The organism is Dialister sp., assembly GCF_036343215.1.
In the GTDB taxonomy this organism is placed as follows: domain Bacteria; phylum Bacillota; class Negativicutes; order Veillonellales; family Dialisteraceae; genus Dialister.
In genome coordinates this window covers 1-25,998 of the sequence record NZ_JAZASU010000015.1, presented here as the reverse complement: position 1 = coordinate 25,998, position 25,998 = coordinate 1, and the positions used below count along the sequence as shown (strand labels likewise).

Genomic DNA, 25,998 nt, shown 5'->3' with positions numbered 1-25,998 from the left:
ATTAATCTTTCTGACAATAGACAGTTTTTCCTTGGGACTTATTTCGTCTTTATTGACCATATTGCTACCTCCAAATAGGATTTTTATATTTCATACTCCTATTTACTGATAGCATACCACCCGAGAGCGTACCTTGATCACGAGATGACATATCCAGACGTAGGAATTTCTGCAGCCGATTGACAGGTAAGATCGGAAATCCGGACAACGAGATGGATTCTCAAATGGGAGTTTATTTTTGTACCCAAAAAGCCGTCTACCAGTCATAGTGGGCGGCTTTTTTGCGTGTAGTGATCAGTTTGCAGTGATCAGTTCTCAGTGACTGAATTCTTCGAAACTTTGAATCAGCAGTTGTCTTCGCAGCTTGTCATCGTTCGGGAATCGGGACATCGGGACTCGGGAAGGTGGCGGTGCACAATTCATATAGCACCGCCCTTTTATATGGGCATCTGTGAGGCTGACTGACGAAACGTACCTGGAGAAAATGAGACAATCGGTCCGCGAAAAGGCTCCCCTCCAGGCCCCCCGAAAAAGCCTCCCCGAAGTTCGGGGAGGTGGCGCCGAAGGCGACGGAGGGGCTGTACTATCTTACAAGTCGAAAGTGAGCTTAAAGGTAAACTTATCCCGGGGGGCTGTCGCCGTAGGCGACTGGGGGGCTGTACGATCGTACAAGTCGAAAATGAGCTGAAAGATAAACTCATCCCGGGGAGCTCCGGCGCAGCCGGTGAGGGGGAACTGCACTTTCGACAATAAATTTTCCTCGTCGCTGTAGATTCGCTTCCCCCAACGGGGGAAGCTCTCGCGAGCAGGTGTTGCGGGGCCATCTATCGTAAGAATGCCAATTGCCACAAAAGCTTCATGCGTTACGCCCTAAAGACACCTCTCGGAACCCGGACCTTCCATGCGCCCCTCATTCTTCACGATCCATGCAAGGCACATAAAGATAAAATCCCATATAAAAATGGCCGTCCCGCAATTGGGGCGGCCATTTTTGTATCCCTGTTTCTCAATCACAGTTTCTCCAGCTCTGCCTCGGCTCCTTCGCTTCCATATTTAGCAGCTTTCCGGAGAAGGGCCTCTGCCTTTTCGGGATTCTTCTTCACCCCGGTGCCTTCTTTATACATCCGGGCCAGAAGGATCTGTCCATTCGCAATCCCTGCATCGGAAGCCTTCCGGAAGAGGGTGGCCGCTTTTCTGTCATTCTTTTCGACACCCCAGCCTTCCCGGTACAGCTCTCCCAGACGCCAGCTGCCATTCAGATCGCCTTCACTGACCGCCTTTTCATACCATTTCCGTCCTGTTTCGTAATCCTTTTCCACGCCCAGACCGAAAACATAGCAGTCACCCAGGGCAATTTCCGCCTCCGTCACATTCCGGGCCGCCGATTTCCTGTACCATTCAAGAGCTTTGGAAATATCGGCCTCCACACCGAATCCGGCTTCATAAAGGGACCCCGCCATGAATTCGCCCCGGGGATCCCCGGCCTCTGCCGACCGGAGATACCAGGCGAAACACTCCTTCTCGTCATACATCCCGTTCTTCTTATTCCCATAGAGCCGGCCCAGATGATTCATGGCCTCCGTATTTCCTGCTTCCGCCGCCTTCTTATACAGACTGACAGCCATCGGGAAATCCTTCTTCACTCCCACGCCATCCTGATAAAGCAGCCCCAGCGAATACAGAGCTTTCGAATCTCCCGCTTCCGCAGGTCCCCGGAGCTCCTCCGCCCGGGCAGAAGCCATATCCTCCAAACGGGCATAAGCCTCTTCGAACTTTCCTTCCGCAAACAAATCAGAAATTTCAGTCACATACTTTTCTCTATCCATCATTGCCTCCTTTGGAAAAAATTCAGCTCATTTTTGCGAGCGGAATTATTCTATCAAATGAAAGCGACAAAAACTGACAGTTTCAAAGGAAAATGAAGATGAATAAAAAACTCAGGCGCTATCACTTTTTGCGCCTCACCTTACCGGCAGTCCCGAAACTATTCCCGAAACAGAAGCTGCCAAAGATAAAAGTCCCCATATTAAAATGGCCTCCATCTAATTCTGGCGGCCATCTTCACTTACCACATATCACTTATTATTTTATTATTTCTCACTGCACTTTATTTCTAAAGAAGTCCGGATAGCTATTCCTCTCTTCTCCATTCTGGAGCTGGAGATAGGTGAGTTCCATTTCTGCATCTTTGTTACCGCCAGAGGCAGCAATCTGATACCATTCCATGGCAAGGTTTTCGTCTTTTTCTACGATTTTCCCTTCGATGTAAATATCACCAAGGAGTTTGGCGGCATAGGAGTCTCCCGCTTCAGCTGCTTTTCGAAGGAGTTCCAGGGCTTTGGAGTGATCCTGTTCTACACCGTATCCCCCGGAGTAAAGTCCGGCAAGGAAGGCCTGAGCCCCGGTATGTCCCTGGTCAGCGGCTTTTTTGTACCATTCCACCGCTTTTCCATCGCTCATTTCCGTACCCTCGCCAAATTCATAGCAGGTGCCCACATAGTATTGTCCGTCCGGATCGCTCAGTTCTGCGGCTTTGAGATAATACTGAAAAGCCTTGTCATTGTCCTGTTCTACGCCTTCTCCAAGGAAATACATTCGGCCCAACTCTGTCATGGCACTGGTATTTCCCAGGGCTGCCGCATTTTCGAGCCATTCCAGGGCTTTTCCATAGTCACAGTGTTCTTCACCGCCCATGCCGGCGCCCCGCAGATACAGGCGGGCCAGATTGGCCATGGCTTCATCCTGCCCCTGCTCGGCAGCCTTCAGGTACCATTCCCTTGCTTTTTCATAATCTATGGCCGTACCTGTGCCTGTATCGTAGCAGAAGCCAAGTTCCAGCTGCGCATCGGGATTTCCTTTTTCCGCAGATGCGAGGAAATAATGGAATGCCCGGTTATAGTCCTGGTTTACGCCAATACCATGGAAATAAAGGATTCCCAGTCGTTCCAAAGCATATTCCTGGCCCAGGGCTGCCGCCTTTTCATAGAATTCAATCGCTTTCGGGAGATCCGGTGGCATCCAATCTCCTGTTTCGTACAAGGTCCCCAGAACGTAGGCGGCTTCCCCATTTCCATGGGCAAATGATTTTGTCAAGAGGTCCAGGGCTTTTTCTGTATTCTGCGTAACTCCATATCCTTTGCAGTACATAAGGCCCAGTACCATTTCACCGTAGTCATTTGCCTTTTCAGCCATGGCTTTCGCAAGAGGCATTGCCTCATCCCATTTCCTTTCCTCTGCAAGTTCTCTCAGTTTGTCTTCGTCCACAGGGGTTCTTCCTTATACCAATATAATAGAAATGCAGAAAAGATTTTACCATCATGAAATGACCAAAATTGACATTTTATAAAGGGGATAAGATACAGGAATCATTTTCCTGTCAAATACCTCTACCAATTTACGGAAAGGTACCGAAAAGGCTCGCCCGTAACGCCGGTCCGCCCCGGCCGTCACTTTGGGACACCTTTTGCGCAGATGATTTCTGATGCAGGGCTTCTTCCGACATAGTCTCCAATACAAAGCGGCGGCCCCGGGACCGCCGCTTTGACCAGTCAATCACGCCTCACTTTTCCCCTAAATCCGCAAATCTGCCTTTCTTCTGTTCCCTTTTGTGGAGCAGTTCTTTCGTCTTTTCTGCATATTTCCCGGTGTTGGGTGCTTTAAAGACAAGGGCAAGAAGGAGACTGTCTTCGTCACCAGCCTCTTCATAGAGGGCTATGGCTTTGTCTATATCTTTCTCTATGCCTCCTTCGCCATCGGCGTAAATATCTGCCAGAGCAGTCATGGCCTTTTTGCTGCCCAGATTCACAGCTCTTTGATAATAGGCCATAGCTTTTTCCGTATCTTGAGAAGTTTCACCGGCCATAAACTTGCCGGCCAGATCGAGAATGGCTTCCATATTTCCTTCTTCTGCCATCTTCTCCTCCAGGGCCCGGGCTTCTTCTTCCTTTCCTTCTTTTAAAAGTTCCTTCAAAGTTTCGTACGTTTCCATTTCGTCCATAACTGAACCTCCTGTGAAGAAATACTTTTTGATGAATGAGAGAGACAGTATACCATAGGAAAACGTCAGAAATTGTCGTTTAGAAATATTTTCGGTATTTCGCAGCATTTCCATCTGCCCGCTTTCCAAATCTCTCCGCACTTCTTTATGCCATAAAAAAGGGACCCGATGCAGAAAAGCCGGATACGTCTGTCCTATAGTTCAAGATTGACTCCTGTCCATCGGGCCACACTAAATGACACATGAAACGAAAGGCTTCTGGCAGCTATTTCACCACCGATTCTATTTTTTGTCCATCATTGCCTCCTTTGGAAATAATACAACTCCTGAAAACGAGTGGGATTATTTTATCAAAATGAGGGCGACAGGACCTGCCGGTTTCAAGGAAATATCCTCAAAACTGAAAAATGGATGCAAATGACAGATTAAGCTTTCATTTTCGCATCTCAGACCTCAAGGCACACCAGCACAAAACGACTCCGGTTTTGCCCTTCTCCTTCGTAATTCGCCTTTCTTCTCATATAAATATTACCTTGCTTATTAATCACTTTATGAACAAGTATCTACGGCCCATTATTTTGTACACATATCCAGATATTCGCTTATCGAGCCACATAAAGGAGTTACCTGATTTAGTTGGAGCAAATAAACTTTGCCTTCCTCGTTAACAATCACTTTTTTGGCATCGATATTCAAATCTTCCAAAACAAAACATTTTGCAGGAAAATCTTGATTGACTTCTATTTCGGACTTAGTTGCAGTAACCGTATTCAGATAACCTTTGACATGCAATCCTGTCCATTCATGTACTCCAAAATCGATACAGCCAAACTCTGAGACATATTCTTTGTATTCTTCAGGGAAATTCAGGCCAAGTTCAATCTGTGCCTGTTTTAATTCCTCTTCGGTACACCTCCGAGCACACCGCAGTCCTTTTACATTCCTGATCTTATCCAAAAGTTCAGACATTATAATTACCTCCTTCAATATACTGTGATTTGGAATGCCAGTACTCCTGCCTTTCATTATCCCAATGATTTCCCTCTCCATGCGCTTCCGACTGAATCGTCTTATCATGAAGTATCGTATCATTTCCATTACATCTATGTTCTTCACGAGTCAGCTCTGCCAATGGGGAATCTGCATGCTGTCCTATATGATGAAGCTCTAAAGGATTACCATTTTTATCTAAAGGTGCTCTTCCTTTTTCAATACGTTCATAATTCGTCTCATAAATAGGGTTCCCTTGATCGTCAACCTTTCCGGTATCCCATTCCTTGTCCCATTCTATATCGTCTTTTACCAAGTACTTTTTCCCATTCATTTCAATCTCTTTGAGCCCAGCCCCTTGATAATTCTCATATTCTTCCAGGGAACCAATATTGTTGACTATCTCATCAGACCAGCCTGAATCTTCTTTAATCCATTGCCGTTCTGCTTCACTCGGCACACGCAACTCTATGACCGTATTATATTCCTCCTTCATTTCGTCATACATTTCAATCGCTTCATCATCTGGTGCCGACTCGTTCAGATCTCTGGATTTACTATTTTCCAGCTTATCTCCCATAAGTTCTTTATACTCGTGTTCCGTTTTTTCCAGACTTATTTGAGGCTTTCCACCACGAGAAACGTCCGAAACGGGATTAGTACTCAAATCACTGTTTTCTTTACCGGACAGATTTCGTTTTAGGAGATTCTCGGATTTTTCCAATGGCATGGCATCCTTCATGCTTAAAAATTTTTCCATCATCCTACTTACTCCTTTCAGTAACAAAGGTCACATAATTTTTATAAAGATTCTTTGCTTCAACGCTTTGCTCACGGTCTACATGCTCACGGACAAGAGTTGATATAACTTGAGTCTTTTCAGGATCAGTAAGTTCCAGCTCTTCCAAATCCGGCTCCAACCTGTCCATGAAAAGCCGTTCCCACTTATCAACATCTGTTTCTGCCATATGCGCATCAGCGAAAGCATAATCCGAATTGAAGAAATCATAAAGCATTTTCCCACGTAATACTTTTGCTAATTTGCCTTCCTTATCACCTATAGCACGTAGCAGCAGTACTTTTGTAGAAGCCGGCAGAGGGAACTGGAAAACCCTATTGCGGAATCTCTTGTACAAGTATTCGCTTGTCAAAATCCTGCGCATTGATAAAGGATTCAAGATATATTTGATATAACTTATATCCACTTTATTTTCATCCTGGCCAGATTGTTCATATTCATAAGGCCTGATTTTTTGAGAAAAATCCGTTGTAATCCTGCACAGTACCGGTTCCAGCCAATCATTCTGATATACTGCAGCGACAAAAGTAGGAAGCTTAGCCAGTTCTGAAATCTGTTCCTCATTCAAACCAGCTGCTTTTCCTACCAGTTCACGATCCTCAAAATCTGGCAGGCGAAGAATGATCTTCGTATTCGTATTGCGGATCACAGAAGGATCCATCAGCCCTGGAGATTGATCCGCAATAATAAAGCCTTCTCCATAGGTGCGCATTTCGGCAATGGAATTGGAAAGCATTTCTACGGACTTTCCCAACATGTTGGAACCTTCGCCATCAGAAACTTGGCCCGTGCGTTTTAAAAGATGATGGGCCTCTTCCAGAATGGTCACATGCTGTAGTTTGGCATTTCCACCGCATGCATGAGCCATACGATATTCCTGCAGTTTCATAACCAAAAGCCCCATAAGGAGCGATTTCGTTTCTGATGAACCTACCCGGGATAAATCGACAATTACATTTTCATCAAACAATTCTTTTCCTGATAATTCATTATTTGTAAAAATCTGACGATATAGCCCATTTGTTAAAGATTTCAGGCGTGTACAAAGAGCCCCCTTGTAGTCCCCCATGGTATCTCCAGAATATAGAGACCGATCCATAACCAGATTTACTTCACGAAGAACATCAGCAAAAGTCGGAAAAAGAGGATGTCCCTCACTGTCATGATATCGGCATTCCGAGCAGTTAAGATCCCAGCCCGCATCCCGATAGGACTGCTCTACCGCATCTTTCAGCACTGCCGGCATAGCTGCATACATTGGCCAGCAAACATTAAAAATTTCAACCAACCGGTCAATATGTTCCAGCACATGAACATCGTCAGGGAAACTGAAAGGATCAATGCGTAGAAGCGGCGTCTTTTTCGAGTTAGTACCATAGACAGAGACATTACGAAATGAACCAAATCGATTTTTGTATTCCCCTTTGGCTGGTTCTATCACCATGAAATGGACCATATCATCTCTATCTTCAATTTTTAAAGAACTAATCTGATCTAACAGCCGATAGATGGCTGTAGATTTTCCCGAACCAGTTGCCCCTGTAACAAAAGTATGCATTGTGAGGCTCTGGTCATTTAATTTTACCGGTAGATTTTCATAGGCACTTCCCATATTGAAAATATCTCCAAGTGGAATACCATATGAATGCTCCTGCTCAGCACTCGTTCTAACAACTTCTCTCCCGAAATCAGCATGCTCAATGACAGGAAAGCCCGCCACTGATTTCCGAGGAAGTCCCATGTGGAGAGCCAATTCATTTCCGCTCACCATCGCACAAGGAGTTACAGGAATTTGATTTTTTTCATTCCCAAAATTAAAGACTGGTGGCAGCATATTTAAAAGGTATTCTTTAAGTAAATTCACTTCTTTGCTTTTACCATTTCCAGTCCATGAATTAATTGCGGAGGTTTCCACTCCGGAATCCTGGCCTCGCATAATTGCTTTATAGGTAGAGGCAGCAATTTCGGCATCCGCAGGCTCTTCTGACAGAAAATAGGCTGCACAATTCCACATTCCAAGGCTTTCAAATTCATCCAGTCGCTCGAGCTGTTTTTCAATACGTTTGAGGATATTGGAAATTTTTTTATTTTCTACAGTTAGAAGAATGGAATTCGTGTCCCCAGTAGTTCTCCCTTCCGTATCCGTAGATGTACGGGTATTCCCCCTGGAATGGCTTTCATTTTCTCCATGGGTATCAGATTTACTCGTCGATTGTGATACCGAAGATGATGTTCCATTACTTATTGAACTGGAGAAGAATTTTGGAAGATCATCGCTTACTACACCTGCCCCCAAAATAGCCGGCATCCCACCTAAAATTCCAGCTAAAGCCGTCGAAGCAATACCCACTCCAGCAATTATCTTTTGTGCCGTCGAGGGGGAATTAATTGATTTACTCGTACTTTCTGATCTTGATTGACTTACGCTGGTAGATGCTGACCAGCTTTTTCCAATAGAATCTGTAGTTGATATCCCCACCCCTATTGAACGACTTGAAGATTCGCCCATGCTATGAGCCCAGGATGACTGCAGCTTGGCGAATGGGGACAATTGCGTATAAATGGTTTCATATTGCTCTCGAAGTTTCCATAACTCTTCTTGAGTTGTACCGTTTGCTAAGACCAATCCAGTGTATTTTTTTCCCTGCATGGCAAGAGCCAGCTTTTCCAGCCCTTGGATAAAAGATTCATTTTTGCGATTATCGTCATCCTTGCTATCTGCTACACAAGTCACAATAGATACATTTTTACTTTTTTGCCCAATCTCCTCTTTCAGATTCTTCATTTCATCAGAATCCATATTTAAGGTCTTTGTTCCCGGGAACTGACCTTTAAGAGCTCCATCAAGCGTATCTATTAAAGAACTAACGGGCGTACGCTCGTCGTATTCATTAATGCCAAGATAAAAATCCGTTTTATTTCCATCGCTATCCATCAGAACAAAGACGGCGCACTTGGCAGTAGGCAAAGAATTGAATACACTCGCCAGTTTAAAAGCCGAATATTCATCCTTTCGATAAACCATCTGCGTAATTTTGAAAAACCTTACATGTTTATCAAAATTCGACTTCAATCCTTCGGAAAGAGGTAGGATAGATCTATCCTGTAACTTAGAAACATAGTTCTTTAAAACAAGGTCATCTATAAGCCGAAGCGCCGAATGAAAATTATCTGTCACCTTTTGATAATCTTGAAAAGGTGCTTTGGTATTTTCGATGAGTGCGGATTTTTCATTCATCTGAATATACCTCACTCTCTACTGTTTAAAGCTGTACCCAGAACAGCGACAACAATCCCGGCCATGATAACAGGAAACTTCGCCATTATTGCCCCGCTGACAGCTATAAATGCACCAGCTACTATTGGGAAACATCCACTACTCTTTTGTCGGGAGTTCCCAGCCTTCTTTCTTTTAGATATATGACTTCCGCCAAGCGGTTTTTCCCCACCATACAAATAAACACAAATCCTTTTGATGAAATCCAGCCTTTCGTGAGAAAAATTATCAACAAGAGTAACCATTTCTGCTACCAGCAGTTTACTGGTCCATTCAGTTTTATTATCCGGAAATATTTCCCCATCATGTGCATCATATAAATTGGATATCCTGCTGTCTGCATAGGCAAGATACTCATCCAATTCATGAAAAGTATGAGTTTGTCTGTATGATGGAATAATAGTATTCTTGATATCCAAGCGAACAAGTTCTACATCGCCACTGGCAACGTTCTTTTTAAAATCAGATCCAACCATCAGTAACCTCCTCAAATATCCAGAATGCCATTAACCTTATTCTGTATATCTTCCAGCCAGGACAAATTTTCATTTGCTTTTTGAAGCTGTATCTCAACATTTTCTTTATCTTCGGCAACTTCTTTCAATTCCTGCAATTTTTTGTCCAATACCTGATCGAGTTCTACGAATTTATTTTCAAACTGATCTTGAATTCGTTTTGCTTCTCTTTCTACATAGCTCTTTAATTCTGGCCGCTTCTGACGAATTTTTTTGTCAATTGGAGTAAAGAACTGTCTAGCAAAAGTAGCTGCATCTAAATACGATACCGTAATAGACTTATAATCGGGTACCCACTCTTCATCAAAAAAATCGCCAAAGAATGGAATATGATTATACCAGTGAGGCTCATAGTGTCCGCCATTCTCCACACTTTTTTCCCTCGTTTTAGTGATTTGGCTGATCATATCCTCTACATCAATTGCCGCTATATCTCCCTGTATCAATTCTAATGGTTTTATAGTAATCTCCGAATCACCTACATCATCAGCGAGACTGGCCAGCCTAATCTTATAATCAGTCAAATACTTATCCGCCTGTTTTTTCAGGGATTGAACTATAGTATTTTGCAATTCAACATTTGTTGCTGCGAATATATCTCGAGTAAATATCTCAAATTCATGGCCCATTTGTTTGGCCTCATTGGGACTAATTTCAACACTTTTAACACTACTTTGCTTTTCTGCCATTCTGGTTTGAGTCTCAGTAATTATTTTTTTGATTTGATTGTCAACATCTTTCGTGAAGTCAACCGCTTCCAGCACTTTTTTAAATTTTTCTGCTTCTAAACCATCATTTTTATTTTTTTCCAGCTGCTCAATTTGCTTTTCAATTCTATTTCTCTCATCCTCACTGGCAGCAATGGATTGTTTAGCCCTTTCGAAAGACTTCTGATCTTCTAACTTTTTTGCAAAAGTATCTACAATATTTTTGATTTTGGCAGTTTTTGCATATTTTTTCACATAAATGCGGATAGCATCTTCAATTGGTACAATGCCAGAATGAATTAATGCAAGCTCTTTCATGCCTTCAGAACGAGTCATAGCATCATTGATTTTAGCGGTTTTTTCCTCTGCCGTATTCCTTCTGCTTTCGATTTCCTCTTTCATACTTTGAGTTAAAGGCGCATACTTTTCCAAATGCATGTCTTCTCTTTTATTTATTGTCTTAACTTTAAAGATAAATTCACTTACATCCAGTTCGTCCAGTTCTTCTTCTGTATACCCCACAATTCTCTGATCTTTTAATTTTGTACGTATATCTAGAGCAGTTAATGCTGAAGCTGGATAGATATTAGGATTCTTGATGCCCTTACCTTCAAGATATTTTCTCATTTTCAATAATGTATCCTCTACATTGTCTTCCCCTTTACGGAAATCATCCAATTTATTTACTACAAATATAAAACGATCCTTGGACTGCTTTCCGTTAACTTCCATACTTTTAGCAACATGATTCAGCAAATTATTATCATCATTAATAGCAAACTGACCAGCATTAAGAATATAGAGTACCAGGGTTTTTGACGACTCTGAGAGCATTCTATACGTAGCTTCTTTATGTTCCTGATTACGGGAATTATTGGGACCAGGCGTATCTTCAAGAACCAGATTTACATCATTTGCATCAACGAAAGGAATATTTCCTTCCGCCTTAATTCTTGATACCTTCTCATCATCATTAAAACGTTCCATCTCTTTATAGGTGAGATTTTCTGTGGATTCCAGTTTATTTCCATCCTTGTCATATACGTCCGCACGAAATGGAAATTGATCATTATCCTTTATTTCTGTAATGGTTGCGGTACAGGCTTCCTGCTTCAACGGCATTAGCTTTTGATGAAGCAATGCGTTAATCAGGGTAGACTTTCCAGCGCTCATTGTTGCCACTACGCTTACATGAAATTCGCTGTTCTGTGCATTCTCAAATGCATTAATTACATCCGGCTGCTTCAATTCCTCAAATGGACCTTTTTGAATTTCATCAAAAATTTCTTTAATTTGTTTTTCCTTATCCTCAACTTCTTTGGCTGGAATATGGACAAATTCAAATTCATAACCTTTCTTTTTCAGATTATCATCATCCAGTACAGACAAAACATCTTCATAATCCGGCTGCGTTCCATGAAAGATAAGATGAATTTTTTTAGTATTGCACTCTTTATACAGCCATTCAGGAAGTTTTTCTACCCATTCCTGCAGTCGGCGATCACCCACATTGAATACACTATTTTCTTTGACCGGATCGTGATCAATAGTCACAAAAGTCTCCACCTTGTATGGATTATACTTAATCATAACTTCTTTCATCTTAATGTGCCCTCCTTATGATAAATTGGATAAACCTTGAATAATTTCCTCCAAAGATACGATGCCCGTTCTGGACAGCATCTCCTGATACCTGTCCTGACTGATTTTTTTCTTTTGTTCATCTTTTTTTAAGTCATAGTAAAGAGACAAATCGTAATATGGTTTTCGGAACTTTCTATACAGCATCCGCAAATCATCCTCATCAAATTCACTTAATGAATCTCCCCACAGTTTTTCTTTACAAAGTAATCCCGCAAAGGCTGACACTGGACAAACAAAAACCGTAGTAAGCCCTACAGATTTTAAATCCGCTTTAATACCAGCGATAGAGCTTTCAATATCATCTTCACCTTCACGAAAAATATCTAACTTATTAAGAGTTACTATAAATGGTTTTCCTTTTAGATATTTCGCAATATATGCCAAATGTGATTTTGCGTCATCTGTTCCCAGCTGTTCCGCATTGGCCACATATAAAATCGCATCATAGTCGCCATCGCGTATTGCCTTCCTTGTCATAGCTATATCTCTACCATTTAGAAATGAGTTCGACCCAGGTGTATCAATGAATGAATATTGACAATTCTGTAACAATCCTCTATATCCCAAATCAATTTCTAAAGGCGAATGCTCTGCAGCACCGTTTAAGCGCATAAGATCTTCACTATTTGTATCCAGTTGAAACATCTTATCAGTAGTTATGCTGAGAAATCCATCATCGAACGCTTTGTTGCTGACATAAAAGAGTCTGGATGTGCAGGCCTCATTTCTAGACTGCAGTATTTTTCTTCCAATGATTGCATTAATTAAAGTCGATTTCCCTGCACTCATTGTTGCCGTAACTAAAATCCTGTAAGCCGGCTTTTTTAAATGGTTTTCGTTTTCTCTCCATACATTCATAAGCGGAGCAATACCATATAATGCCCTACTTAAGCTACCGTTTTCATAAATAGATGTTCTTAATTCATTTAGACCTTCTAATATGTTTACATTTGCAAGGTTGCAATCATTGTAATTGGTTTCATAGTACATGCCGCAAAAGCTTGTTCCTATTTCATCAAGAATCTTCTTCCCAGTTTCCTCATTTTGAAAAGCATTCATTAAAAGACAATCCATTGCAAGTACATAAGGATATGAGTAAAAGTATAATCGCTTCCTGCGTTGTCCAGAAGCTTTGCGAACAGCTCTCCCCAAGCTTACTTTTCGGATGCAGGATTCTATATTATTAAATGTATATTCATACTTTTCCAAATACTCACCCAAAAAGTATTTTTTATATAATTTTAGAATTTCCTGACTAACAATATTTTTTTGGCCATATTTCCGAGTAAAATATTCCAATACACTCAGATATTTAATTTTATATGGAATACTCTCACTCAAAACAGGATGCTTTTTTAGCCACAAAGAAATCACTATAGGATTCCTCCTCTTTATGAATAAAAAAATCTGCTTCAGGACATAATGGTCTTGAAGCAGCCTTTTTTATACAGACTTTGAACTTTTACAAAGCAATGGGCCGCACTCCCCCCTCGATTGGCAGTTGACAATATACTAGCCTTTTCTGACAGGTTAGCAGTCTTCGTCCAACGGGTTTCTCTCTCCATGGTGCATTCCCCCTTGCCGGAATACTTACTTGTAATTATACCATGCTTTCACTGTACTCAGGTAAAGTAAACTGAGAAATCGGTCACACGGTTTGTTCTATTTCTTATACATTTTTGAATCTTCCTCTTCTGCCTTCCGCGCCTGGCCGAATTTCGGAGCTCGAATCTAATAGTCTCATTTGTGCCCCGATCGGTTTTATTTATAAAAATCTGCGGCGCTTTCTAATTTTTTTGCGCCGCACTTCCCCTAATCCCCAACCCCTAATCCCCAATTCCTTTTGCCGGATGTGGATATCCATATACATCGAAAAGCGCCCTTTCATTCCAAAAGGGCGCCTTTTTCAATCATTTTCACTGTACTTTATGTCTGAAGAAGTCCAGATAGTCATTTCTTGTTCCTTCGCCTTTTATCTGGAGGTAGAGCAGGCTGGGTTCAGCTCTTTTGTTTCCCCTTTCTACTGCGAGGCGGTACCATTCCAGGGCTTGTTTTTCATCTTTTTCCACCAGTGTTCCTTCGGAGTAGATGTCACCCATGATTTTAGCGGCGTCCGCATTGCCGGCTTCAGCCGCCTTCCGATAGAGGGAAAGGGCTTCGTGAATATTGAGTTCCGTGTCGGCTCCCGCTTCGTAGTAGAGGCCGAGTTTCCACAGAGCATCCGTATTTCCCAGTTCTGCCGCCTTTTCATACCATTTCCTGGCCTGATTGCTGCTCTCCTCCACGCCTTTTCCAAAGAAATACAGATTGCCTATACAGACCATGGCTTCATCCTCACCCTGGTCGGCAGCTTTTCTATACCATTCCATCGCTTTTTCGTAATTCGTTTCCGTGCCGTGACCGGCTTCATAGCAGAGTCCCAGTGCCCACTGGGCATCCGCATAGTCTTCCCGGGCGGACTTTTGGAAATACTGAAAGGCTTTGCGGCCGTTTTCGTCTTCCAGTTCATTCATGGCATACATGCAGCCCAGTCGGTAGGAAGCGGTGGCATTTCCCAAATCTGCCGATTTTTCTGACCATTCCCGGGCTTTTCCAAAATCCGGCTGTCCTTCGCAGCCCGGAACGGTTCCGAGGAAGTACATTTCCGAAAGGTTGCTCATGGCCTGATCATCGCCAGCTTCTGCGGCCTTCAGGTACCATTCTGCGGCTTTTTCGTCATTTTTCTCTGTTCCCAGGCCCTTGTCATAGCAGAAGCCCAGTTCCAGCTGAGCCGCCACACATCCTTTTTCGGCGGATTTCAGGAACAAAGGAAATGCCTGCTCATAGTCTTCCTTCTGAAAGGCCAGGTCCCCCAGCCGCTCCAGGGCGTTTTCTTCTCCTTTGGACGCCGCTTCCAGATAGAAGGGAATGGCTTTCTCCGGATTTTCCTCTCCCAGCCAGCCATCCTGGTACAGGGCGCCCAGGAGAAAGGAGGCATTGGCATTTCCATGAGCTCTGGATTTTTCGAGGAAATAGCGGGCTTTCTCCAGGTCCGGTTTCACTCCAAGGCCCTGAATGTACATATAGCCCAGGGTATCTTCCCCATAATCATTGCCGTCCTCCGCTAAAGATTCTGCCAGGGGCAGCGCTTCTTCCCATTTTTCTTCCTCTTCCAGTTTTTTCAGTCTGGAAATCCGTGCATCTTCTGCCATGATGATTCCTCCCCTTTCTACCATGATCATGGATACGGTAAAAATACTCCCCCCTGCAGGAAGAATTGGCAGCGCATCAGCGATGCCAGACTTATTGATCGTCTTCCTGTTACTGTACTTTATGCCGGAAGAAGTCCATATAGCGGTTTCTGTCTTTTTTGCCTTTCATCTGCAGGTATGCGAGGCTGGAAGCGGCTTCTTCGCTGCCAAATTCCACGGCAATGTGGTACCATTCCATGGCGGCTTTTTCATCTTTTTCCACGTATTTCCCCTCAGAATAGATGTCTCCAAGAAGTTTCGCAGCCTCGTCATAGTTTGCTTCCACAGATTTCTGTAAATATTTAACGGCAAGTCTGGAGTTCTGTTCCACTCCCCGACCCTGAAGATAGAGGCAGCCAAGTGCATACAATGCTATTGGTTCCTCCTGATCGGCAGATTTTTTAAGCCATTTCAGCGCCTCATCCCGGTCTTCTTTCGTTCCCCTGCCATAGAAATAACAGAAACCTGCATCGAGTTCTGCATCCGGATGACCCTGGTCTGCCGCTTTCAGGAAATATTTGAGAGCCCTGGCATAATCCTGATCTACGCCTTCTCCGGACTTATACATGATTCCCAACCGATACAGGGCATCAGCATTTCCAAAATCAGCTGCTTTCTCATACCATTCCCTGGCTTTTTTCAAATCCTCCGACGGCCCGCCCGGTTCTTCACATCCGAAGTAATACAGGTCTCCTAATTTTTTCATGACAAGTACTTGTCCCTGTCCGGCCGCCTTCACATACCATTCAAAGGCCTTTTGAAAATCGGCTTTCGTTCCAAAACCGATTTCATAGCAGTGGGCCAAATCCGCCTGGGCTTCGCCGCACCCTTTTTCCGCAGCCGTCTTGAACAGGTAAAAGGCTTTCTTATAATCTTTTTCTACCCCCCGACCCTCGAGATAGAGCTTTCCCAGGCGGTCCATGGCATCAGATTCTCCCCCGGCTGCCGCTTTTTCATAGAAATCAGAGGCCTTCGTCAAATCCGATGGTACTGATTTGCCTTCTTCATACATGATTCCGAGCAAGCAGGCTGCATAGGCATTTCCCTCTTCTGCCAGAGTTTTCGCAAGAGGCAGGGCTTTCGTCCAGTTCTTTTCATCAACCAGTTTTTTCAGTTCAGAAATTTTTGTGTCTTCTGCCATATCCGTACCTCCCGATGTATCAATTATAATACAGACGCAGGAAACATTTTATCATCTTTGGATGACAGAAGTTGACGTTTTATATGAAAGCAGGAAATATGGACCATCTACCTGCGAAAATGCAATTGACCTGTGAAGATTTCCGGATTTCCGATATTCCCACTCCCATGCTGACCTGCAGCACGCGGGCATTCGTTCCCCCACCCCTTTGGGAAGCCCCCTTCTCGAAGGGGCCGCACGATCATGGATTATCTCATTTTTTCTGAATATATGTTATCAGTTCGCAGTTATCGCGGGCTTCAAAATAAAATTGTCTTTTTTATGATAAAATTGCTTTATTTTAATGAAAAACTGTATAAAAATGGCCCGCTTTCAAATTTTGATGCGGACCCGCTTTCACTGATCACTATGAACTGATAACTGATTCCTTTGTATATGCAGTCGATTTAACATTGTGTAATTATTGTACAGCCCCATTTTCACTGATGACTGATTTTCTTACAGCTATTTTTCTCTCCGTGCTTTATGTCTGAACAAGTCCAGAAGTCTGCCTTTAAGCTGAAATTCGGCGAGGCTGGTTTCAGCTTCTTTGCTTCCGTTGTCCACGGCAATCTGGTACCATTTCCTGGCGAGGTTTTCATCTTTTTCCACAACTTCTCCTTTGGAGTAGAGGTCCCCCAGACATCTGGCGGCTTCCCCATTGCCGGCTTCTGCTGATTTGCGATAGAGGGAAAGGGCTTCAGGAATATTGATTTCCGTACCGACCCCCAATTCGCAGCACAGACCGAGTTTCCACCCGGCGTGTTCATTTCCAAGGGCTTCGGCCGCTCTGTAGCATTTCACGGCTTTTTCGTTATTTTCTTCTACGCCTTTGCCGAACATATAGAGGTCTCCAAGGCCTTCCATTCCGTATGGTTCCCCCCGGTCTGCCGCTTTCCGGTACCATTCTTTTGCCTTTTTATAATCGATTTCTGTCCCGATGCCTTTCTCAAAACAGATACCCAGAGCAAGCTGGACGCCGGCAAGGAACCGGATATCAGGATTTCCCTTCTCTCCAATAGAAAGGAAACAGTGGAATGCCTTTGCCTGATCCACTTCTACGCCTGAGCCCCATAAATACATGTGTCCCAACCGTTCCAGGGCGTAATCATTGCCCAGAGCGGCTGCTTTTTCATAGAGTTCCCTCGCTTTTTCCAGATCTTTCGGTACATGCTCTCCGACCTCATAGTGGACACCAAGGGTATACAGAGCCAAATCATCGCCCAGAGCGGCTGCTTTTTCATAGAGTTCCTTCGCTTTTGCAAAGTCTTCCGGCACATGCTCGCCGTACTCATAGAGAGTGCCCAGGTAATAACCGGCGTTTGTATTTCCCTGAGCCCAGGATTTCTTCAGGTAATCGAGAGCTTTTTCTCCATCTTCCGGTACGGCGTGACCCTTGCAGTACATGACTCCAAGGACAAGCTCTCCATAATCATCCCCCTCATCAGCCAGTTCTTTCGCAAGGGGCAGGGCATCTTCCCACAATTCCTTTTCTTCTGCCAGCTTTTTCAATCTGGAAATTTTTGCTTTTTTATCCATAGGCGGCCTCCTCTTTGCTATGAATAATATGACAGATACGGAAAAAATTTTACCATCCTGAGATGACAGGAATTGACATGTTTATGGAATCAGGAAATATATCTCAAAAATTTTCCCTGAACCCCTTCAGCAGTCAGTCTCATAAGTGCTTTATACGTTCAAACAACCTTTCCGCCTGCTCCGCAGGCACCTTTCCATCCCAGGGAAAGTGGTGACCGGCAGTGTGCTTTTCATTTTTCTCATAAGTGCTTTACACCTTTTGTGCAGCAAAATATAAATTGGCCGCCCTATAAATCTGTCGGCCACCTTCCCGAGTCCCGATGTCCCGAATCCCGATCGATTCAAAGCTTCGAAGACAGCTGAGAAATCAAAGTTTCAAAGATTTCAGGTTAATAGGACTTTCATGGTTATCGATTTTCCGAATCGATTTGCCCTCTCAGCCGCGCCCGAGCTCTCCCGAGGGAAAGCATTTGCTGGATGATAGAGTCACTAATTCCCGGAAGGTTTTGGCAGTCAGCCTCGTATGTGCCCCGTTCCCGCATTTTAATTCTACAAAAATGACCGCCCTCCTATTTAAAGGCGGCCACCATAACTGCGAACTGATAACTAATAACTGATAACTATTTTTCCCAAAGCTTTCAAAAGAAAAATTCTATTTCTTACACTCACTTTATTTCCCCGCCAGCGCCAGTATTTCATTAAATACGGTCTGGAAGGGTTTGCCATTTTTCTCTGCGAGGGTTTTCACTACCTCGTATTCGGGGTAGTACCGTTTCCCTTCGGGCAGGGTCACTTCTTTGACTTTTGCTTTGCCGTAGGGGGTGTCGATTTCTTTTGTTTCTCTGTGCAGGATGGAGCGCATGAGGGAGGTGAATTCGCGGATTCCTATGGTGGTGGTTTCGCTGAAGATGATGTCTTCCAGTTTTTCTTTCTGATCTTCTTTGCAGATGACCACCAGTTCCCAGGCAGGGCGGTTTTTCTTCATATAAATGGGACTGTAATGAACGTCCAGGGCGCCGGCCTCAAAAAGTTTTTCCATGGTATAGCCCAGGACTTCTCCGGAGGCGTCGTCGATATCGCTTTCGAGTTTCACGATTTCGTCTTTTTCGTAGTGTCCGCTTTCGGTTTCGATGAGGAAGGCCCGGAGGATATTGGTCTTTTCTTTATAGTCCCGTTTTCCTGCGCCAAGGCCGGTTTTCAGGACTTTGAAGGAAGAGGGCAGGGTATGGCTGGTGCAGAGAGCGCAGGCAATGGCTGCTCCTGTAGGAGTCACGTATTCTCCTTTTGCATTCATGATTTCCAGGGGCATATCGTAAGCATTGACAATATTTAAAGTGGCCGGAACCGGGACGGGAAGGACTCCGTGCTGGCAGCGGACGGTACCGGTGCCTTCCGATAGTTTCGGTACGATCACTTCGGAAATACCCAGGTTGTCAAAGCAGACGGCAGCGGAAATGATATCCACAATGGAATCGATGGCTCCTACTTCGTGGAAATGAACTTCTTCCAAAGGTAAATGATGGGCTTTGGATTCGGCTTCGGCTACGATGAGGAAAATTTTATTGGCCAGTGCTTTGGCGGATTCTGTCATTTCTGTGGCATCAATAATGGCTTGTACATCGGAAAGATGCCGGTGTTCGTGATGATGGTGATGTTCCGGTGAATGGGAATGTTCTTCTTCGTGGGTATGTACATGTTCATGCATATGGATATGTTCTTCCGCATGTTCATGGGTATGTTCGTGTTCGTGCGAATGCATATGTTCGTGCGAATGTTCATGTTCCATGGTCACCGGGGCCGGTCCATAGAGATAGGCCATATCATGGTCATGATTTTCGTGTTCTGCATCCAGAATCACATTGAAATCGCAGCAGTCAATGCCCGATTTCTGGACTCTGGAAATTTTGATTTCAAAACCTCTGGCAGGAATGGAGGAAAGTGCCTTTTCCAGCACTTTCTGATCCGCTCCGAGGTCCAGGAGGGATGCCACAAACATATCTCCACTGATGCCGGAGGATGCTTCGAGATATAACTGTTTACCCATTGATTTTTCCCCTTTCTGCAAGGCGGTTAATCTGGGTGGCTACATAGCCCGCCCCGAAACCGTTATCTATATTGACTGTTACAATGCCGTTGGCGCAGGAATTGATCATCGTAAGGAGGGCGGAAAGTCCATGGAAACTGGCTCCATAACCTACAGAAGTCGGTACGGCAATGACCGGATTCCGGACAAGTCCTCCGATGACGGAAGCCAGAGCTCCTTCCATTCCGGCGATGGCTATGACACAATTGGCTTTGCGGATGGTTTCTTCTTTGGAAAGAAGGCGGTGAATGCCGGAGACCCCCACATCATAGACTCTTTCCACATGGGAGCCAAAATATTCCGCTGTCCGGGAAGCTTCTTCCGCCACGGAAATATCGGCAGTCCCTCCGGTGCAGACGGCGATACAGCCGATGTGTTCCTTTTCTTTTTCTTTCTTTAAGATATGGGAAATAGGGTCATAGGAAATATCCGGGATGAATTCCTTCACCAGCTCATACTGATGAGCCGAAGCGCGGGTACCGAAGACTTCCCCTTCCGCTTCGTACAGCTTTCTGAAAATGCGGCCGATGTATTCGTCCGGTTTTCCCTGGCAGTAAACGACTTCGGCAAAGCCGGACCGTTTCTTCCTGTCCGTATCCAGTTTGGCAAAGCCCATTTCCTCATAATCCCGGTCCGCCGGATTCTCCCGGAGCAGAGTTTCTGCGGCTTCGATATCCATGGAGCCGTCGCGGACGGCGGTTAAAATGTTTTTTAAATCCATGTGTTTGTCCTGTCTTAATACTTTATGGCTATTTATTATATATAACTTTAATTAGAAAGTTATCAGTTAGCAGTTCTCAGTTATCAGTAAAGGGGCGGCGCGTCAGTGGAAGGCGCCGCAGTTTTATATTGGTCTTTCCCGTTAAAGATATCTGTCGTCATCGATACCTGCGGTTTCGACAGGTTCGTCCCCTCACCCGCTCCGCGGGAGCTCCCCTGGCGAGGGGAGCCTTTCCCATTCGCAGCTGCGAACTTTAGAGACATTTCGCATGTTTGAGTCATTTTCGACTTGTACCGATAGTCAGCCCCCTTCACCCGACGCGGGAGCTTCCCCCACTCCCGGACGCTGGACAATCCGACGAGGTACATTTCTCCCCATATGTGCAGTTCGTCCCCTCACCGCTATCGCGGAGCTCCCCTTTCGAGGGGAGCCTTTCCCATTCGCAGCTGCGAACTTTAGAGACATTTCGCATGTTTGGCTCATTTCCGACTTGTACGAGAGTACAGCCCCCCACCGCTTCGCGGAGCCCCCCCGAACTTCGGGGGGCCTGACTGCCTTTCGTTTTCGTCGCAATTGCGGGCCGAAGGCCAAGGCCCGAAGGGCCGTTCAATAAGATTGGTTCCCGCAGGGAACCATATCCTTCCCGCACCCCGCACCCCGATCATCCCGGATGGGGATACCCGTTCATGCCGTGGTGAGGCTAAGACCCGAATACCGAAGTAGTCTCAGGCCGAAGTTCTCACTTTGTATTTCCAAGAACTTCATCCATACTCCCCATGCGGTATCCTTCAAAGTCCATGGTGACGTAGGTAAATCCCAGACTTTTAAAGACCCGGAGCACTTCATTGTGAATGCCGAAAAGTTTCAGGAATTCTGCGGGCACAACTTCGATGCGGGCCATATTTCCATCATGGATACGGACGCGGAGCTGTGTGAAGCCTTTGGAGAAAAGGTAATCTTCTGCTTTTTCCACCATGGAAAGTTTATCTGCCGTAATGGTCTGGCCGTAAGGGAAGCGGGTGGCCATGCAGGCAAAGGAGGGTTTGCTCCAGGTGGAAAGGCCGGCTTCTTTCGAAAGTTCGCGGATGTCTGCCTTGTAGAGTTCCGCATAGCGGAGGGGACTTTTGATCTCCAGTTCAGAAAGAGCTTTGAGTCCCGGGCGGTACTGGGAGGCATCATTCATATTCGTGCCGTCGATGACATAGTCAAATCCTTCTTCCACCGCCAGTTTCTTCAGGGTGAAGAAGAGGAAATGTTTGCAGAGATAGCAGCGGTTTTCCGGATTTTCCGCAAATCCTTCGATTCCGAACTGGTCCATGGAAACCACTTTGTGCCGGATTCCTTCCTTTTCACAGAAATCGATGGCATCGGACACTTCCCTTTCCGGAACGGAAGCCAGTTTCATGGTGACTGCCATAGCTTTGTCTCCCAGTACTTTTCTGGCTTCATGAAGAAGGTAGGTGGAGTCGACACCTCCTGAAAAGGCGAGCATCACGCTCCCCAGACCCTGAAGGTAGGCTTCCAGGATATCCTGTTTGTGCTGCAGTTCTTCACTGATCATAATTATCTCCCATTCTTTATTTCCAAATCCCCTGACTTCAGGCGCAGGCCGGAAGGATGGCAGGGCCGCTGCGCCGTTTCATTGCGGCGTTTCATTCATTATAACATTGATTGTCCTGCTGTCATAGGAAACTCGCGGAAGAGGAGCGGAAAGCTTTGGGGAAAAGAAATTTCCCACGTAAAAAGTCGTGCCTTTACGTAAAGCACGACTTTTTCCCATATGGTTGCGAAACTATCCGCGATGCCTGTGGGCAGCTGCTATTTCAAATCCAATCATCCAGTGATCACGAATCCGTTCGCTCAGGGACTGTCAGTCCTGATCGTGGGAACCAGTGAGTCCGGCATTTACGATGGCTCCATCGAAGCAAGCTTTATCGCTCAGACGGGAGATGCTGTAAATGCTGTAGCCAACCCATGCTGCCGAAACAGCGAGAATTGACACTGTCCAAAGTGTATTCATAGTAACTTCCTTTCTTTAATTGCCGGCGACGCCATTATAACATGGCCTTTCAGGAAATAAAAGAGCGCGTGTTAGAAACATATATTAGAAACATGGACTTTATGAAATATCCGATAACTTCTATTATCCAATATATTTCGGCTTTCCTAAGATTAGATTCTCTTATTTCAGATAACCATTATTAGCCAAAAATATGCATAGATGGCGATGGAACTTCAGAATGCGATTATGCCCGAAAGAGATGATTCAGGTGTACACGAAAAGCCGCCTTCTTCTATCGGAAGGGAAATATTTTTGTAAATCTGCATATATGGAGTGAATGTTCATGCAGCTTATCTGTATGATTAATTCATAGGCTGGGAGTTATGGATTTTGGGAATATTTTTGTTATGCGGGGTAAGCGGTTAGCTGTTAGCCGTTAGCCGTTAGCCGTTAGCCGTTAGCTGTTAGCGATTAGCCATTAGCCATCAGCTGTCAGCCATGAGCAGCCCTGTGGGCCAGGTTCCTTTCTGCCCAGAACCAGGAAGAGGATTCAGGAAAGAGAGCCAATAAAAAAGATGCCTTCCGGCATCTGAATCAAAGGTCTTTACGGGTTCCATTCATCATTTTGCGGATCCGTTCGCGGCGCCTGCGGGCAGCTTCTTCATCCACAATGATATGGTGCCCGTTATTCATGACAAATTCCGCTTTCTTCGGAAGCTGCGGCTTCCTGTTGTTGTATTTCGCATAATCGAAATCGGCCCCGAGAGCGCAGGAAGCGCAGTCTTTTCCCGTACTTCCCCGCCACATGCGGTAAAGGCAATAGCCGAACCAGGCGGCAATGATGGCGATAATCAGTCCTGTCCAAAAGGTATTCATGGTTCTGTCCTTTCTGAGTATCATTTTCAAGAGCATTATAGCATAGGTATAGTGAAAAGTAAAAGTAGAAATACCTAATTGGGGGACTTGGGACTTCGGATTTCGGACTTGGGGGTCTCACAGGACGATGGAGATCGTCCGGATTCACAGGGAAGCAGTTAGCCGTTAGCCGTTAGCTGTTAGCCGTCAGCCGTTAGCTGTTAGTTTTTTCTCTACGGGTTGCGGGCAGGTATCGCTGCTGGCTGGAATATCACTTTCCCGGAAGCGGGGCAGCCCATTCCTGCCCGGGAATTCCTGTTTTACTGAAAAATCCATAGGTTTGAACCTATGGATAACCGTGAAAGCAGGAAGGAAATTCTCCTCCGGATCCTGTGATGATGCTCCTGTCCCCTTTTTCCGGGCTATTCACTGCTTACCGGTGACTTATCTAATTAAGTCATGGATTTACACGATTTCACCGTTTCGAAACGAATGGATCTCTCCCAAAGCTTTCTTTACATAGAGTCATATTTCCAAGCCCCTATGACTTAAAAGAATGAAAATTTTTATCATCAGATTTTAATGTTCATTTTCTCCGGAGCCGCTCGGCCCGTTTTTCAAAATTGACTCCATATTTCCTTTATATGGCATTATCAAATTCATCAATAGCAAAAATCTCTGAAAAAATGCTTTACACTGCAAAACCCCGAGATTTTTGTCATGAAGCCCCCATCAATCTGCGGCGCTTTCTATGCTGCGCCGCTCCTTCACAGACCACGATCAGCACAAAACAAAAACGCCGATTGTATCAATCGACGTTCACGTCTCAAATCAGTATCCCCTCCAGATGGTCCATTTCATGCTGCACGATTTCAGCGGTGAACCCTTTGAAGCGGGATTTCTTTTTGTGGAAATTTTCATCCTCGTACCGTACTTCCACCCAGTCATACCTTCTGCAGGGTCTTTTCCCGAAGAGGGAGAGACACCCTTCCTCGGTGTCATAGGAAGTGTCCGAAGTCTTTGTGATTTCCGGATTGTACATGAGAATGGTTTTATTTCCATCCTTAATGGCAATGATGGCTTTTCCGATGCCGATCATATTGGCCGCCATACCGACGCAGTCTTCATGGTGGGATTCCAGAGTCTCCACCAGATCCCGCCCTGCAGAGCTGTCCTTCTTCGAAGCCTTCTCCGCCTTCCGCTGGAGAAAAAGGATATCCTTCACAATAGGTCTGATCATAACTGCCTCTCTCGAGAATAAATTTCAAAAATAGCGCGCTTCAGAATCTGACGCGCGCCACCTTCACGAATCACGAACAACGAATCACGAAGAACGATCTCGAAAATGTCTATATCCGACTAACGGCTAACTGCTGACTGCTCAGATCTCAAACCCGTTCGTCTCGTCCCCGGTCTTATTGAGTCTCCGTGCCAGGTCATCATAGGTTTCATGGAGATGATAAACGATGAGGTCCAGGAGAGTCCGGATCACTTCAGGATCGAAATTTTCCACCCGGCTGGTGACAGTGGTATCGAGGAATACGTTTTCATCGTCCCCTACGGAATATTTCACGATGGCATGCTCCGTATTCAGATTATTGATGTAATCCATAAACGTCTTCCGGGCAGGACCTCTGGGCACGGTGCCCAGATGGGTACGGATCAGGGTATACATGGAATTATCCGTAATGACAGCCACCACCAGTTTATGTTTCGAGCCGGCAGGAATAGCCGTCATGAAAACCACGGTATCATAAGAGTCGTGGGCATCCCGGCGTCGGAAGAAATTGAGATTGTGGTCTTTCATGTATTTTTCAAAAATGTCAGCCTTCTGATTTTTTCTCGGTGTATTCTGGGGAAACTGGGTAATGGTAGCCATTTGGAGCCTTTCTGCAAATCTGCGGTACAAAACAGGTATGTATTTATTATACAGAATTTAATGGAATGTGGAAATAGGGGATTTTTTATTGTCAGGCTTGTGCTGTATGAATAGAGTCACATACGATTTTCGGGGTGCGGGATGCGGGGTGCGGGAAGGTGGCGCCCTTTCGGGCGCATTTTATATATTGGCCTTCGGCTCTCAACCGGCAAGATTCCGTTAGTGCAGAAGGAATTTGGAATTAGGGATTGGGGATTAGGGGCGGAGGCGCCCTTCGGGCGCAAGTTTTGATAGGGCCTTCGGCGCTCAGCTGGTATGAATAACATGAATCTTAACAGGCGATATTTGTCTAACATATCGCCATGGATCTGTAGTACACCCCTTCACCCGCCTGCGGCGCACCAACCTCCCCTGGTCAGGTAATGGCACACACTTAAGGATTTACTCCTAAAAACAGACAATTACATAACCCCAGTTTAGCTTATCCAGAAGGATACTCTTTATAATTTATTAATTTTAAATTTTAAAGCGCGGAAAGCTTTAAACAATGGAAAAAAAATGCTGCACAGCCCTTTGAAGT

General features: G+C 44.9%; 18 protein-coding genes. All 18 read right to left on the bottom strand.

Annotated features, from left to right (window positions below; translation table 11 throughout):
- Positions 1-1,010: 1,010 nt before the first annotated feature.
- Positions 1,011-1,826, bottom strand: coding sequence for a tetratricopeptide repeat protein (locus tag VZT47_RS04750; protein ID WP_330223827.1), 816 nt, complete (start codon positions 1,824-1,826; stop codon positions 1,011-1,013).
- 271 nt (positions 1,827-2,097) lie between these two features.
- The gene (locus VZT47_RS04745; protein ID WP_330223826.1) at positions 2,098-3,264 is read right to left on the bottom strand and encodes an SEL1-like repeat protein; all 1,167 of its coding nucleotides are present in this window, start codon (positions 3,262-3,264) and stop codon (positions 2,098-2,100) included.
- A 295-nt stretch (positions 3,265-3,559) separates the two neighbouring features.
- A complete protein-coding gene (locus tag VZT47_RS04740) occupies positions 3,560-3,997 on the bottom strand; it encodes a hypothetical protein (protein WP_330223825.1) in 438 nt (145 codons plus the stop codon).
- Positions 3,998-4,570: 573 nt separating this feature from the next.
- Entirely contained in the window at positions 4,571-4,966 is a 396-nt protein-coding gene (locus tag VZT47_RS04735) for an SMI1/KNR4 family protein (protein WP_330223824.1), read from the bottom strand.
- Positions 4,959-5,750 carry an HNH/ENDO VII family nuclease gene (locus VZT47_RS04730; protein ID WP_330223823.1) on the bottom strand — a complete coding sequence of 264 codons (792 nt, stop codon included), beginning with the start codon at positions 5,748-5,750 and terminating at the stop codon, positions 4,959-4,961. Before VZT47_RS04730 ends, VZT47_RS04735 begins: the two co-directional genes overlap by 8 nt.
- Position 5,751: 1 nt before the next feature.
- Positions 5,752-9,024, bottom strand: coding sequence for an ATP-binding protein (locus tag VZT47_RS04725; RefSeq protein ID WP_330223822.1), 3,273 nt, complete (start codon positions 9,022-9,024; stop codon positions 5,752-5,754).
- A gap of 11 nt (positions 9,025-9,035) precedes the next feature.
- Positions 9,036-9,539 carry a hypothetical protein gene (locus VZT47_RS04720; RefSeq protein WP_330223821.1) on the bottom strand — a complete coding sequence of 168 codons (504 nt, stop codon included), beginning with the start codon at positions 9,537-9,539 and terminating at the stop codon, positions 9,036-9,038.
- Positions 9,540-9,550: 11 nt separating this feature from the next.
- On the bottom strand, positions 9,551-11,887 hold the full coding sequence (locus VZT47_RS04715; RefSeq protein ID WP_330223820.1) for a dynamin family protein: 2,337 nt from the start codon (positions 11,885-11,887) through the stop codon (positions 9,551-9,553).
- Positions 11,888-11,902: 15 nt separating this feature from the next.
- Entirely contained in the window at positions 11,903-13,303 is a 1,401-nt protein-coding gene (locus VZT47_RS04710; protein WP_330223819.1) for a dynamin family protein, read from the bottom strand.
- A gap of 542 nt (positions 13,304-13,845) precedes the next feature.
- Positions 13,846-15,120, bottom strand: a complete 1,275-nt coding sequence (locus VZT47_RS04705; RefSeq protein WP_330223818.1) for a tetratricopeptide repeat protein — start codon at positions 15,118-15,120, stop codon at positions 13,846-13,848.
- Positions 15,121-15,229: 109 nt separating this feature from the next.
- Entirely contained in the window at positions 15,230-16,300 is a 1,071-nt protein-coding gene (locus VZT47_RS04700; RefSeq protein WP_330223817.1) for a tetratricopeptide repeat protein, read from the bottom strand.
- Positions 16,301-16,804: 504 nt separating this feature from the next.
- Positions 16,805-17,878, bottom strand: coding sequence for a tetratricopeptide repeat protein (locus tag VZT47_RS04695; RefSeq protein ID WP_330223816.1), 1,074 nt, complete (start codon positions 17,876-17,878; stop codon positions 16,805-16,807).
- A gap of 670 nt (positions 17,879-18,548) precedes the next feature.
- Positions 18,549-19,922: a nickel pincer cofactor biosynthesis protein LarC gene (gene larC / locus VZT47_RS04690; protein WP_330223815.1), complete on the bottom strand. Its 1,374-nt coding sequence runs from the start codon at positions 19,920-19,922 to the stop codon at positions 18,549-18,551.
- Entirely contained in the window at positions 19,915-20,682 is a 768-nt protein-coding gene (larB, locus tag VZT47_RS04685; RefSeq protein WP_330223814.1) for a nickel pincer cofactor biosynthesis protein LarB, read from the bottom strand. Before larB ends, larC begins: the two co-directional genes overlap by 8 nt.
- Positions 20,683-21,421: 739 nt before the next feature.
- Positions 21,422-22,243 carry an ATP-dependent sacrificial sulfur transferase LarE gene (gene larE / locus VZT47_RS04680; RefSeq protein ID WP_330223813.1) on the bottom strand — a complete coding sequence of 274 codons (822 nt, stop codon included), beginning with the start codon at positions 22,241-22,243 and terminating at the stop codon, positions 21,422-21,424.
- A gap of 1,035 nt (positions 22,244-23,278) precedes the next feature.
- Positions 23,279-23,560, bottom strand: coding sequence for a FeoB-associated Cys-rich membrane protein (locus tag VZT47_RS04675; RefSeq protein WP_330223812.1), 282 nt, complete (start codon positions 23,558-23,560; stop codon positions 23,279-23,281).
- An 805-nt stretch (positions 23,561-24,365) separates the two neighbouring features.
- Entirely contained in the window at positions 24,366-24,779 is a 414-nt protein-coding gene (locus VZT47_RS04670; protein ID WP_330223811.1) for a peptide deformylase, read from the bottom strand.
- A gap of 141 nt (positions 24,780-24,920) precedes the next feature.
- Positions 24,921-25,418, bottom strand: coding sequence for a YbjN domain-containing protein (locus VZT47_RS04665; RefSeq protein ID WP_330223810.1), 498 nt, complete (start codon positions 25,416-25,418; stop codon positions 24,921-24,923).
- Positions 25,419-25,998 lie beyond the last annotated feature (580 nt).

What these genes read in the sequence shown, in the direction of transcription:
- VZT47_RS04750 (WP_330223827.1), bottom strand. Translation starts at nt 1,826, where the DNA reads ATGGATAGAGAAAAGTATGTGACTGAAATTTCTGATTTGTTTGCGGAA.
- VZT47_RS04740 (WP_330223825.1), bottom strand. Translation starts at nt 3,997, where the DNA reads ATGGACGAAATGGAAACGTACGAAACTTTGAAGGAACTTTTAAAAGAA.
- VZT47_RS04735 (WP_330223824.1), bottom strand. Translation starts at nt 4,966, where the DNA reads ATGTCTGAACTTTTGGATAAGATCAGGAATGTAAAAGGACTGCGGTGT.
- VZT47_RS04730 (WP_330223823.1), bottom strand. Translation starts at nt 5,750, where the DNA reads ATGATGGAAAAATTTTTAAGCATGAAGGATGCCATGCCATTGGAAAAA.
- VZT47_RS04725 (WP_330223822.1), bottom strand. Translation starts at nt 9,024, where the DNA reads ATGAATGAAAAATCCGCACTCATCGAAAATACCAAAGCACCTTTTCAA.
- VZT47_RS04720 (WP_330223821.1), bottom strand. Translation starts at nt 9,539, where the DNA reads ATGGTTGGATCTGATTTTAAAAAGAACGTTGCCAGTGGCGATGTAGAA.
- VZT47_RS04715 (WP_330223820.1), bottom strand. Translation starts at nt 11,887, where the DNA reads ATGAAAGAAGTTATGATTAAGTATAATCCATACAAGGTGGAGACTTTT.
- VZT47_RS04705 (WP_330223818.1), bottom strand. Translation starts at nt 15,120, where the DNA reads ATGGCAGAAGATGCACGGATTTCCAGACTGAAAAAACTGGAAGAGGAA.
- VZT47_RS04700 (WP_330223817.1), bottom strand. Translation starts at nt 16,300, where the DNA reads ATGGCAGAAGACACAAAAATTTCTGAACTGAAAAAACTGGTTGATGAA.
- VZT47_RS04695 (WP_330223816.1), bottom strand. Translation starts at nt 17,878, where the DNA reads ATGGATAAAAAAGCAAAAATTTCCAGATTGAAAAAGCTGGCAGAAGAA.
- larC (WP_330223815.1), bottom strand. Translation starts at nt 19,922, where the DNA reads ATGGGTAAACAGTTATATCTCGAAGCATCCTCCGGCATCAGTGGAGAT.
- larB (WP_330223814.1), bottom strand. Translation starts at nt 20,682, where the DNA reads ATGGATTTAAAAAACATTTTAACCGCCGTCCGCGACGGCTCCATGGAT.
- larE (WP_330223813.1), bottom strand. Translation starts at nt 22,243, where the DNA reads ATGATCAGTGAAGAACTGCAGCACAAACAGGATATCCTGGAAGCCTAC.
- VZT47_RS04675 (WP_330223812.1), bottom strand. Translation starts at nt 23,560, where the DNA reads ATGAATACCTTTTGGACAGGACTGATTATCGCCATCATTGCCGCCTGG.
- VZT47_RS04670 (WP_330223811.1), bottom strand. Translation starts at nt 24,779, where the DNA reads ATGATCAGACCTATTGTGAAGGATATCCTTTTTCTCCAGCGGAAGGCG.
- VZT47_RS04665 (WP_330223810.1), bottom strand. Translation starts at nt 25,418, where the DNA reads ATGGCTACCATTACCCAGTTTCCCCAGAATACACCGAGAAAAAATCAG.